General features: G+C 69.0%; 9 protein-coding genes. 4 read left to right on the top strand and 5 right to left on the bottom strand.

The features are described from left to right. The first annotated feature begins 37 nt into the window (after positions 1-37). Positions 38-3,517 carry a serine/threonine-protein kinase gene (locus RZ1_RS18375; RefSeq protein ID WP_072813940.1) on the top strand — a complete coding sequence of 1,160 codons (3,480 nt, stop codon included), beginning with the start codon at positions 38-40 and terminating at the stop codon, positions 3,515-3,517. A gap of 6 nt (positions 3,518-3,523) precedes the next feature. Here RZ1_RS18375 and RZ1_RS18370 read toward each other — a convergent pair whose 3' ends face one another. Continuing rightward, positions 3,524-4,621 (bottom strand): CaiB/BaiF CoA transferase family protein, encoded by a 1,098-nt coding sequence (locus RZ1_RS18370; RefSeq protein ID WP_072813939.1) that lies wholly within the window; start codon positions 4,619-4,621, stop codon positions 3,524-3,526. Between the two features lie 75 nt (positions 4,622-4,696). Continuing rightward, positions 4,697-5,077, bottom strand: a complete 381-nt coding sequence (locus RZ1_RS18365; RefSeq protein WP_072813938.1) for a nuclear transport factor 2 family protein — start codon at positions 5,075-5,077, stop codon at positions 4,697-4,699. 90 nt (positions 5,078-5,167) lie between these two features. Between RZ1_RS18365 and RZ1_RS18360 the strand changes: the two genes are divergently transcribed. Continuing rightward, the gene (locus RZ1_RS18360) at positions 5,168-5,548 is read left to right on the top strand and encodes a VOC family protein (protein WP_072813980.1); all 381 of its coding nucleotides are present in this window, start codon (positions 5,168-5,170) and stop codon (positions 5,546-5,548) included. Between the two features lie 19 nt (positions 5,549-5,567). On the opposite strand, the gene RZ1_RS18355 is transcribed toward RZ1_RS18360, so the two are convergent. Both RZ1_RS18355 and RZ1_RS18350 read right to left on the bottom strand, forming a co-directional pair. After that, positions 5,568-5,999: a hypothetical protein gene (locus tag RZ1_RS18355; RefSeq protein ID WP_072813937.1), complete on the bottom strand. Its 432-nt coding sequence runs from the start codon at positions 5,997-5,999 to the stop codon at positions 5,568-5,570. Positions 6,000-6,023: 24 nt separating this feature from the next. Beyond that, positions 6,024-8,765, bottom strand: a complete 2,742-nt coding sequence (locus RZ1_RS18350) for a vitamin B12-dependent ribonucleotide reductase (RefSeq protein ID WP_083583767.1) — start codon at positions 8,763-8,765, stop codon at positions 6,024-6,026. 44 nt (positions 8,766-8,809) lie between these two features. Between RZ1_RS18350 and purT the strand changes: the two genes are divergently transcribed. Together purT and RZ1_RS18340 are read left to right on the top strand one after the other, a co-directional pair. Continuing rightward, complete coding sequence (gene purT, locus RZ1_RS18345; RefSeq protein ID WP_072813936.1) at positions 8,810-10,015, top strand: formate-dependent phosphoribosylglycinamide formyltransferase; 1,206 nt, start codon at positions 8,810-8,812, stop codon at positions 10,013-10,015. Next, positions 10,012-10,497: a DUF456 domain-containing protein gene (locus RZ1_RS18340; RefSeq protein ID WP_072813935.1), complete on the top strand. Its 486-nt coding sequence runs from the start codon at positions 10,012-10,014 to the stop codon at positions 10,495-10,497. Before purT ends, RZ1_RS18340 begins: the two co-directional genes overlap by 4 nt. 92 nt (positions 10,498-10,589) lie before the next feature. On the opposite strand, the gene RZ1_RS18335 is transcribed toward RZ1_RS18340, so the two are convergent. After that, a complete protein-coding gene (locus tag RZ1_RS18335) occupies positions 10,590-11,987 on the bottom strand; it encodes an FAD-dependent oxidoreductase (protein WP_072813934.1) in 1,398 nt (465 codons plus the stop codon). Positions 11,988-12,236 lie beyond the last annotated feature (249 nt).

The raw sequence follows: 12,236 nt of genomic DNA, 5'->3' as shown, positions 1-12,236 counted from the left end.
CAAGCATCGGCACTGCGAACGAGATGCGAGGTCCACCGTGGCCGGGCAGGATCCGCTGTCCACACAGCGCGACGTCGGAGCCGACGTCGCAACGGAACTCGCCCTTGCCGGATTCGTGGACGCGTACGAAATCGGCCGCGGCGGTTTCGGAATCGTGTATCGCTGCCACGAGGTCGCGCTCGACCGGACCGTCGCGGTCAAGGTCCTGACCTCGCACCTCGCCGCGGACAATCTCGAACGGTTCCTCCGCGAACAACGCGCCATGGGCCGTCTGTCCGGGCATCCGCACATCGTCAACGTGATGCAGGTCGGTACCACGGTGTCCGGCCGCCCGTACCTGGTGATGCAGTACCACCGCCGGGATTCGCTGGACGCGCGGATCCGCCGTACCGGTCCCGTCGGCTGGGAGGAAACAGTGCACCTCGGGGTTGCGCTGGCCGGGGCACTCGAGACGGCACACCGGCTCGGCATCCTGCACCGCGACGTCAAACCCGCGAACATCATGCTCAGCGAGTTCGGGGAGCCGCAGCTCACCGACTTCGGGATCGCGCGGATCCGCGGCGGTTTCGAGACGGTGACCGGAGAGATCACCGGGTCACCGGCGTTCACCGCGCCCGAGGTGCTGGCCGGGCACACCCCGACACCCGCGTCGGATGTTTACGGCCTCGCCGCGACCCTGTTCTGCGCGCTCACCGGGCACGCGGCCTTCGAACGCCGCAGCGGCGAGAAGATCGTCACCCAGTTCGTGCGGGTGAGCACCGAACCCGTCCCGGACCTGCGCGAGGAGGGTGTGCCCGACGCACTGTCCGCAGCGATCGAGCAGGCCATGTCGGCCGATCCGCGGGATCGGCCCGCGACCGCCGCCGCGTTCGGTGAGCAACTGCAGGACGTGCAGAGGCAGCAGGGCCTCGTCGTCGACGAGTTGTCGATCGCCGGTGCCGCCGACCAGGTGCACGAACCGATGCCGCCCGGGGTCGGAACCGGGACCAGCGGACGCAGTGCGCGGCGCACGGGGCGCGGCGCGCGGGTCACCACCCCGCCGGCCCCCGCCACCCGATTCCGCCCGCCGGTGCCGACGCGACGGCTCGTGGCCCGCCGCAAGTTGCTGGCCCGGCTCGCCGGTCAGCGCCGTCGGCGCCTGATCGTCCTGCACGCGCCGCCCGGGTTCGGCAAGACGATGCTCGCGGTGCAGTGGCGGTACGCCCTCGACCGGGATGGCGTCCCGGTCGCGTGGTTGAACGTCGACCGGGACGACAACAACGTCGTGTGGTTTCTCACGCACCTCGTCGAGGCGATCCGCCAGGTCCGCCCGGCACTCGTCGGCGAGCTCGGGCAGGCGCTCGCCGAGCACGGCGGTGAGGCCGAGACGTACGTGCTGACCTCGTTGATCGACGAGATTCACGCCGCCGGCGAACGAATCGTCGTCATTCTGGACGACTGGCATCGCGTCACCGACCGGGCCACCTTCGCGGCGATGGGGTTCCTGCTGGACAACTGCTGTCGTCACCTGCAGGTGATGGTCGTCGGGCGGACCCGGGCGGGGCTTCCGATGAGCCGGATGCGGGTGCGCGACGACCTGATCGAAATCGATTCCCACGAACTGCGTTTCAGCATCCCCGAGGCCCGCGAATTCCTCGTGGGGCAGTGCGCCCTCAACCTCGACGACGACCGTGTCGCGGCGTTGACCGCAGCGACGGACGGGTGGCCCGCCGCACTGCAGCTGGCCTCGATGTCGATGTGCGGGCACGACGACCTGGACGACTTCATCGCCCACCTGTCCGGTCGTCACCGCGACATCGGCGAGTTCCTCACGGAGAACGTCCTCGCGTCGCTGGAACCGGAACTCGTCGACTTCCTGCTCACCGCGGCCGTCACCGAACGCACCTGCGGGAGTCTCGCGTCCACCCTCAGCGGGCACGAGCGCGGACAGGCGATGCTCGAGGAGATCGAGGAACGCGACCTGTTCCTCCACCGGCTGGACCAGGAAGGGCGGTGGTTCCAATTCCAGCCGTTGTTCGCCGAGTTCCTGCGTCAACGTCTCGAACGGGACCATCCCGAGCGGTTGATGCAGTTGCACCGCGCCGCATCGGACTGGTGCGAGAAGCATGCCATGGTCACCGAGGCCGTCGAACATGCGCTCGCGACGGGTGACGACGAGCGTGCCGTCGACCTCGTCGAACGTGACGGCCGCCGCCTCCTCGAACACGGCAGGGGATCGGCTCTGCTCGGTCTCGTCGCGAAGCTGCCCGCGTCGGAGACGGCGCGTCGTCCCCGCCTGCAACTGGCCATCGCGTGGGCGAACGTCGTCTCCCACCGCACCCAGCCGGGGTTGCGGGCCCTCGGCCTGGTCGAGAGCGGGCTGGCAGCCGGCGCGATCACGGGCGACGAAGCCGCCGACATGGCCGTGGAGGTGGAGGTGATCCACAGTTTCGTCGACATCCGCGCCGATCGGACCGGGCGGACGGACGACGTGGTCGAGCACTGCCTGGCCCGGGCGGCGACCCTCCCGTCCGTGGTGGTGTCGTCCGGATTGAACACCGCCACGTTCGATGCGGTGTATCGCGGTGCTTTCGCGGAAGCGCGTCGGCTGCAGGAACTCGCGCGGCCGTATCACGAACTGAACGCCGGACCGTACAACCTCATGCACGGGCACACCCTGCTCGGGCTCGCCGCATTCGAGGAACTCGATGTCGACACCGCGGCCGAACACTTCCGGGAAGCCCTGGCGCTGTCGCGGCGCAGTGGCGGCCGGCACTCGTCGCCGGCCTTGCTCGCGGGATCGGTGTGGGGCGAATTCCTCTACGAGAGAGGCGAACTCGACGAGGCGGCACGGCTGCTCGACGACGGTTACGCGCTGGGTGCCGAGGGGGGCGTGGTCGACTTCAAGATCGCCCGATTCGTCGTCGGTGCGCGTGTGGCGGCGCTGCGCGGTAACCGCGACATGGCGGCCGACCGGCTACGGGACGGCGCCGATGCCGCGGCGAATCTGCACCTCGACCGCCTGGCCGCGGCCGTCGAGAACGAACGCATCCGGCTGGATCTGCCGCCGGTGCGTCGACAGCGCCCGGTCGCGCGGTACGGGGCGACCACGCGACCCGAGTCCGGGACCGCTCTGCTGACCGCGCAGATCGACGATGCCACCGCGATCCGGTTGTTGCTGGCCGACCCCACCCCCGAGGACGCCGACCTCGCCTGCCGGTGGGCATCGGAGTGGGTGCGGACGTGGCGGGACGGCCGGTGGCCGCGGCGCACTCTGCTGGCCGAGCGGCTGCTGGTGGCGTGTCTCGACGCGGCCGGGCGCCCCGACGAGGCCGCCGACCTGCTCGCATCGGTCGCCGACACCGGTGCGCAAGCGGGACTGGCCCGGCTCCTCCCGGACGGTGGCCCGCACGTGCTGGCGGTGGCGCGGCGCGTCCTCGACGACATCCGCGCCGACCGCGCACGCCCGGGACGGCCCGCCGTGCCACCCTCGTTCCTCGAGGACGCGGTCACGGCGGGGTCCGTGCACCGGCTCTAGCGGGACCTACGTCCAGACGGACTCGATGTCGGTCGCCTCACCGGCCGGCGGGATGGGGGCACCCGCGGGCGTGCGCGAGAAGCGCGGTGCCGGCGCGTGCTGGGTGACCCCGTCGAGTTCGATGAGCGAGCCGCGCGCGGCGATGTGCTCGTTGCCCGACGCCTCGCCGAAGGTCAGCACGGGGGACACACACGCGTCGGTGCCGAGGAAGATCTGCGACCACTCGTCGCGGGTCTTCGACAGGAACTTCTCGGTGAACACCTTCCGCAGCTGCGGCCACGCCGTGATGTCGGCCTGCCCGGGCAGTTCGGCCGGGTCCAGGTCCAGGCCCTCGAGCAGCAGCGCGTAGAACTGCGGCTCGATCGCCCCGACGGCCATGTACTTGCCGTCGGAGGTCTCGTACACGTCGTAGTACGGCGCGCCGGTGTCGAGCATGTTCGTGCCGCGCTCGTCCGACCACAGGCCGCGACCGCGGAATGCCCACATCATGTGCGAGAGCGCGAGCGCCCCGTCGACCATCGCGGCGTCGACGACCTGGCCCTTGCCGGACGTCTGCCGCTCGACGAGCGCGGACAGGATGCCGAAGATCAGGAACATCGAACCGCCACCGAAGTCGCCGACCATGTTCAGCGGCGGCACCGGGCGTTCACCCTTGCGCCCGATGGCGTGCAGCACACCGGTGAGCGAGATGTAGTTGATGTCGTGACCTGCGGCGTTGGCGAGCGGGCCTTCCTGGCCCCAGCCCGTCATGCGACCGTAGACCAGCCGCGGGTTGCGGGCCAGTGCGACGTCGGGGCCGAGGCCCATGCGTTCGGTGACGCCGGGACGGAACCCTTCGATGAGCACGTCGGCGCGCTCGATGAGCCCGAGCACCTTCTCGACCTGCTCGGGATCCTTGAGGTTGGCCTCGACGATCGTGCGGCCGCGCTGGATCTGGTCGCGGTGACCGGCGGGCGGGATCAATCCGGGACGCTGGACGCACACGACGTCGGCGCCGAGATCGGCGAGCAGGGTCGCGGCGTGCGGACCCGGGCCGAGACCGGCGAACTCGACGACGCGGATACCCGCGAGCGGACCCTTCTTCTCAACTGCTTCAGCGGACACTCGGCGAACCTCATTCGGGACGTTGGGACCTGTCCCCGTGAGGCTACCTTTAGCGATCGTTAGATGTGCCGGGGGTCACCCCTCGTAGAGGTCCTCCTCGCCGAGACGGGTCGCTTCGAGGGCGTGCTCGAGCGTCGGATGCCGGTAGACCGAGACGACCTGGTCGTCGACCACCCGGAACGCCAGCGCCTCGGGGAGTGCCTTGTCCGGTTCCGACGCCCACGTCGCGGTCTCCTCGACGACGACGATGCCGCCGTGCACGAACATCCGGCCCGGCGTGAGCGTCACACCGGCCGTCGTCGCCCATTCGCGGAGTTCGTCGAGGCCCTGATCCTCGTCGTCGTCGTCCGTGGGAAGAACGATGTCGTCGCTGGACAACTCCAGCAGGGTGTCGACGTCGTTGTCGTTCACGGCGTCGTGCCAGGCGAGGACGGTGGCGATCTCCGAGGTGCTCATATCCGCAGATGCTAGTCAGTGACCGGGGACGGTGGGTGAATGTGGTGATTGGGTTGCCGGGTGCCGAGGGCGGAGAGCACAGTGGACACCATGACGATCAGCGGCCAACTCGTGGGTTTCGTGCCGAGCACCGATCTCGATGTCTCGGAAATGTTCTATGTCGACACGCTCGGATTCCGGAAGATCGCCCGCGACCACTTCGCCCTCGTGATCGACGGAGGTGGCGGTGTCCCGGTGCGGGTGACGCTGGTGCAATCCCGGTCCGACACCGGGTACACGGTGCTGGGCTGGCAGGTCGCCGACGTCAACGCCACCGTCGACGCGTTGCGGGACAAGGGCGTCGACCTCGTTCGATACAACGGTATGGATCAGGACGACCACGACGTGTGGACGGCCCCCGACGGCCTGCGGGTCGCCTGGTTCCGCGACCCGCACGGCAACGTACTGTCCCTGACCCAGCCGCCGGCCTGACCGCCGCCGGTGCGGCAGGTCAGCCGCCGAGGAAACTGCCCCACACGAATCCGGCGAGCAGGACCGAGAATCCACCGATCTCGCCGACGATGAGCGCGATCATCGCGACGGTCGTGCCGCGGTCCGCGTCCTCGAACTGATTGGTGGTGTCGCGCAGCGCGCCGTGCACGACGTAGCTGCCGATCGCGATCACGAAGAAGCCCACGAGCACCCCCGCGGCGATGAGGTTCACCGCCGTCGGCCACACGCTCAGTTCCACGAACACCGCGGTGAGCATCGTCGCGAACGAGTACAGCAGAGCCGACCGGTGCGCGATGTCGACGTACGGGTGCGCGAGGTGGCTCTCCGACGTGACCATCTGCCGGTACTTCCACACGCCCAGGCCCAGCGCGAGTAGAAAGATCAGGCCCGCGGCGAGCAATGTCAGTTCGGTGTCGATCCCCAATTCCATCGCGCCAGTATGGCGGGTCCGGATTCAGCTGCAACCGCTGGTGTTTCCGCAGGACGGACACGCATGGCACGAACCCGATCGCTGCATCCGCACCCCGCACTGCATGCAGTACGGAGCGTCCGACGACGGGGCCGAGCTGCCGGCGTGACCCTCGCGGGTGTCGGTGACCGTCTCGGTGCCTGCGGAGAGCTGGGCCGACCGCTCCGAACCCGTGCGGATACCCAGATCCATACGCTCGTCCGGCTCCAGGTAGTCCATCGCGAGCCGCCGGAAGATGTAGTCGAGGATGGACGTGGCCAACCGCAGATCGGGATCGTCCGTGATCCCGGCGGGCTCGAACCGGGTACTGGTGAACGCCCGCACAAACGTGCTCAACGGAACCCCGTACTGCAGGCCGTAACTGACCGACATCGAGAACGCATCCATGATCCCGGCCAGGGTCGAGCCCTGCTTCGACACCCGCAGGAACATCTCGCCGGGCCTGCCGTCGTCGTACTCGCCGATCGTGAAGAACCCCTTGCAGTCCGCGACCCGGAACTCGAACGTGCGCGAATTACGGGTTCGTGGAAGACGTTCGCGTCTCGGGGCGGGCACTACCGTTCCGGGAAGTTTCGGAGCCGAAGCGGCCTGTGCCGGTGCCGTCGACAGGGGCTGTCCGAGCTTGCAGTTGTCCCGGTACACCGCGACCGCCTTGAGGCCCAGCCGCCAACTGTCGAGATACAGGTCCTCGATGTCGCGGACGGTCGCGGACTCGGGCAGATTCACGGTCTTCGAGATCGCCCCCGACAGGAACGGCTGCACCGCCGCCATCATCAGCACGTGACCGCGTGGCTCGATCACGTTGTCGCCCATCGATGTCGCGAACACCGCGCGGTGCTCGTCCCGCACGTGCGGGGCACCGGCCAGCGTGCGGCGGGTATCGAGGTGGGTCACCACGTCCGCGACCTGCGCCGGGGTGTAACCGAGCCGCGACAGGGCGCGCGGCACCGTGCGGTTGACGATCGACAGGGTGCCACCGCCGACCAGCTTCTTCGACTTGACCAGCGCCAGATCAGGTTCGATACCCGTTGTGTCGCAATCCATTGCGAGACCGATCGTGCCGGTCGGGGCGAGCACTGTCACCTGGCTGTTGCGCACCCCGTGCTCGGCCGCGCCCGCGACCGCGTCGTCCCAGCTCTCCCGGGCCGCGGCGAGCACCGTGGCCGGTGCGAGGTCCGCGTCCACGTCGTCGAGTGCGCCGCGATGCCGCGCGAGTACCGCGAGGGTCGGCTGCCGGTTGTCGGCGAAACCGTCGAACGACCCCAGCCGCTCGGCCAGGCGCGCGGAGACCGCATAGGCGTGACCGGTCATCAGGGCGGTCACCGCCGCGGCGTACGCGCGACCGCCGTCGCTGTCGTACGGGAGGCCCGATGCCATCAGCAGCGCACCGAGATTCGCGTATCCGAGTCCGAGCTGCCGGAACCGCCGGGAGGTGTCGCCGATCCGCTCGGTCGGATAGTCGGCGCGGCCCACGAGGATCTCCTGGGCGGTGATGAGCACCGCGACCGCGTGCCGGAACCCGGCCACGTCGAACGTGCCGTCCTCGAGCAGGAACGTCAACAGGTTCAGGCTCGCCAGGTTGCACGCGGAATCGTCGAGATGCATGTACTCCGAGCACGGATTCGACGCGTTGATCCGCCCCGTCACCGCCGCGGTGTGCCAGCGGTTGATGGTGGTGTCGAACTGGATGCCCGGGTCTGCGCACTCCCATGCTGCGGAAGCGATGCGGCCGAACAATTCTCGTGCCGAGACCGTGCGCACCGTCGCACCGGTGGTGACCGAACGCAGCGGCCACTGCGCATCGTCCACAACCGCCTGCATGAACTCGTCGGTGACCCGCACCGAGTTGTTGGCGTTCTGGTACTGCACCGAATGGCTGTCGCGCCCGTCGAGTCCCATGTCGAAACCGGCGGCATCGAGCACGCGGGCCTTGCGCTCCTCGACCGCCTTGCAGTCGACGAACTCCTCGATGTCGGGGTGGCCGACGTCGAGAATCACCATTTTCGCGGCCCGCCGCGTCTTGCCGCCGGACTTGATGGTCCCGGCCGAGGCGTCCGCGCCGCGCATGAAGCTGACCGGCCCCGACGCGGTGCCGCCGCCACCGAGGGGCTCGGCGGACGAGCGGATCCGGGACAGATTGACCCCGGCCCCGGAACCGCCTTTGAAGATCACCGCCTCCTGCCGGTACCACTCGAGGATCGAATCGATGCTGTCCTCGACCGACAGGATGAAGCACGCGCTGGCCTGCTGCGGAACGCCCGCGACTCCGATGTTGAACCACACCGGGCTGTTGAACGACGCCTTCTGGTGCACGAGCAGATACGTCAGTTCCGCCGCGAACGTCTCCGGGTCGTCGAGGTACCCGTCGGCGGTGCCCCACGCGGTGACGGTGTCGACGATGCGGGCCACGACGTCGCGCAGCGAATGCTCCCGGGTGGGGGAGCCGAGTTCGCCGCGGAAGTACTTCTGGCTGACGATGTCCGTCGCGTTCTGCGACCACCCGGACGGGAACTCGACATCGGTCTGCTCGAACACCACCGCGCCGGTGCCGTGGTGCACGATGCGCGCGTCGCGGCGCTGCCAGTCCACCTCGTCCGCGGGATCACCACCGGGAGTGGTGAAATGCCGACGATCGGCGGCGGTGAACTTCCGCACATCGGCACGGTGGATATCGGACGCATCACCGTCGTGCTCGCGCGTCGTGCTGTCCGTCTGGCTACTGCTCATCGCATCCTCCAGGAACGACCGCCGGTGCCACATATAGTCCCACCATGATCTCACCGCGTCTCGGCACTCCGCTGTCGCCGAATGCCACCCGTGTCCTGATGCTCGGCGCCGGGGAACTGGGGAAGGAGGTCACCATCGCGCTGCAACGGCTCGGTGTGGAGGTGGTCGCCGTCGACCGGTACTCGAACGCGCCCGGCCAGCAGGTCGCGCATCGCGCCCACACCGTCGACATGGGTGACCCGCAGGCGCTGCTCGCGATCATCGAGGCCGAACGACCCGACCTGGTGGTCCCGGAGATCGAGGCCATCGCCACCGACGCGCTCGCCGTCGTCGAGGAACGCGGGCTCGCCGAGGTCATTCCCACCGCCCGCGCCACCCAGCTGACCATGAACCGGGAAGGCATCCGGCGGCTGGCCGCCGAGGAACTGGGCCTGCCCACCTCGCCCTACCGATTCGCCGAATCGCTCGCCGAGGTGCTCGCCGCGGCCGAGGCGGTCGGATATCCGTGCGTCGTCAAGCCGGTGATGTCGTCGTCGGGGAAGGGCCAGTCGACGGTGCGGTCCGCCGACGAGATGCCCGCCGCGTGGGAATACGCGCTGGCCGGCGGCCGCATCAACTTCGGTCGCGTCATCGTCGAGGGATTCGTCGACTTCGACTACGAGATCACCCAGCTCACCGTCCGCGCGGTCGGCGAGTCCGGGGACGTCGAGACGTTCTTCTGCGAGCCGATCGGGCACCTGCAGAGCCGCGGCGACTACATCGAATCGTGGCAGCCGCAGCCGATGAGCGCGGCGGCGCTGACCCGGGCACGGGAGGTCGCGGCGGCGGTCACCGGAGCACTCGGCGGTCGCGGCGTGTTCGGTGTCGAACTGTTCGTCAAGGGCGACGAGGTGTACTTCTCCGAGGTCAGCCCCCGCCCGCACGACACAGGCCTGGTGACGCTGCGCAGCCAGCGGCTGTCGGAATTCGAACTGCACGCCCGCGCGATCCTGGGGCTGCCGGTCGACACGGCCCTGCTCACGCCGGGTGCGTCCGCGGTCATCTACGGCGGCGTCGACGCCACCGGGATCGCATTCGAAGGGGTCGCCGACGCACTGCGCGTGCCCGAGGCCGATCTGCGGTTGTTCGGTAAACCCGAGTCCTACGCGCGGCGCCGGATGGGAGTGGCCGTGGCCACCGGTCCCGACGTCGACACCGCCCGCGCCCGGGCCGGCGAAGCCGCCGCGCTCGTCCGACCGGTCGCACCGTGAGCGCGGGCGCGGAGGTCCTCGTCGGACTGGCGATCCTCGTCGGCCTGTTCGGGATCGTCGTGCCGATCCTGCCGGGCGCCATCCTGATCTTCGGGGCGATCCTGCTGTGGGCGATCCTCACCGGCGGCACCACGGCCTGGGTCGTGTTCGCGATCGCGACGGTCGCGCTGGTGGTCACCGGCATCGTGAAGTACACGTGGCCCGGCAAACGGATCCGGCAGGCGGGCGTGCCGACCCGCTCGCTCGTCGTCGGCGGTCTCGTCGGTATCGTCGGATTCTTCGTGGTGCCGGTGATCGGTCTCGTGCTGGGTTTCCTGCTCGGCACGTACCTGTCCGAGGCACAGCGGCACCGCACCCATCGCGGCGCGTGGGATTCGACGGTCGAGGCGACCAAGGCGGTCGGCCTGTCGATGCTGGTCGAACTGCTCGGCGGTCTCGTCGCCGCCGGCGCCTGGCTGTGGGCCGTGCTGTTCGTGCTCTGAACTCCGCCTACAACGAGCGAACGGCACACTCGGTCGGATCAACCGACCGAGTGTGCCGTCCGCTCGGAAAAACGGGGGGGGGTGGCGTCCCGTCAGGCCTTGTGGGGCTCCGACGCGCGGAACATGTCGTCGCGCTCGACGACCTTGACGCGCTCGCGGCCCTCGGCCTCACCCAGGCTGCGCTCGTGGGCGTCGAGGCGGTACCAGCCCTGCCACGTCGTGTACGGAAGCTGCTTGCCCTCGAGGAACGCGACGACCGCGTCCGCCTCGGGCTCGGCCGGGGTGTTGAGGCGGCCCTTCGCGTTGTCCTCGAGCAGGTTCGCGACCGTCTCGTTCGCGTCGCCCTTGGTGTGGCCGATCAGGCCGACCGGGCCGCGCTTGATCCAGCCGGTGACGTAGGTGTGCGGCAGGAACCGGTCGTGGCCCTCGGCGGTCTCGTCGGCGACGACGCGGCCGGCCTCGTTGGGGACGGTGCCGGCCTGGTCGTCGAACGGGAGCTGCGCGATGTTCTGCGACAGGTAGCCGACGGCGCGGTAGACCGCCTGGACCTCCCAGTCGTTGAACTTGCCGGTGCCGCGGACGTTGCCGGTACCGTCGAGCTCGGTGCGCTCGGTGCGCAGGCCGACGACCTTCCCGTCCTCACCGAGCACCTCCGACGGCGACTCGAAGAAGTGCAGGAACAGCTTGTGGGGGCGGTCGCCGACGTCGCGGATCGCCCAGTCCTGCAGGGTGTTGGCGACCATGTCGACCTGCTTGGAGTTGCGGCGCGCGAGCTCCGAGCCCTCGTCGTAGTCGATGTCCTCCGGATCGACGATGACCTCGATGGTGGGGGAATGATCGAGTTCGCGCAGCTCGAGCGGGGTGAACTTGGCCTGCGCGGGGCCGCGGCGACCGAACACGTGGACCTCGACGGCCTTGTTCTGCTTCAGGCCCTCGTAGACGTTCGGCGGGATCTCGGTCGGCAGCAGCTCGTCGCCGGTCTTGGCGAGCACGCGGGCGATGTCGAGGGCGACGTTGCCGACCCCGAGCACCGCGACCTTCTCGGCCTCGAGCGGCCATTCGCGCGGCACGTCCGGGTGGCCGTCGTACCAGGACACGAAGTCGGCGGCGCCGTAGCTGCCGTCGAGGTCGATGCCCGGGATGTTCAGGGCCCGGTCGGCGTTGGCGCCGGTGGAGAAGATCACCGCGTCGTAGAACCGCTTCAGGTCCTCGAGGGTGAAGTCGGTGCCGTAGTCGAGGTTGCCGAGCAGGCGCACGTTCGGCTTGTCGAGCACCTTGTGCAGGGCCGTGATGATGCCCTTGATGCGCGGGTGATCCGGTGCCACGCCGTAGCGGATCAGGCCGAAGGGCGCCGGCATGCGTTCGAACAGGTCGATGCTGACCCCGGGATCCTGCGCAGTGTCGGACTTCATGAGCGCATCGGCGGCGTAGATACCGGCGGGACCGGCACCGACGATGGCGACGCGAAGGGGACGAGTCTGATCGGTCATCAGGGGTCAACTACCTCTTCGGAGAACGGACGGACGTGATTCAGCTTAAATTAGGTCGCCCCTCTGATGGGCCGACACGATGCCGCGACACGGGGGCGGCGAGTGCGCACAGAACGCAGCTGGATGGCGAATCGCTTCAGCGACAACACATATGGGCAGACACACGACAGAGGTCGACGGCCAGACGTCGAACGAGGTGTGCAGAGGCCATGGGCAATTCCTACCTCGAGAGGGTTTATTAGGCAAACT

Origin of the sequence: Rhodococcus zopfii NBRC 100606 = JCM 9919 (assembly GCF_001895025.1) — a bacterium.
GTDB classification, from domain to species: domain Bacteria; phylum Actinomycetota; class Actinomycetes; order Mycobacteriales; family Mycobacteriaceae; genus Rhodococcus; species Rhodococcus zopfii.
Note: the sequence above shows the minus strand (reverse complement) of the source record. Positions and strands in the feature narration are given on the sequence as shown.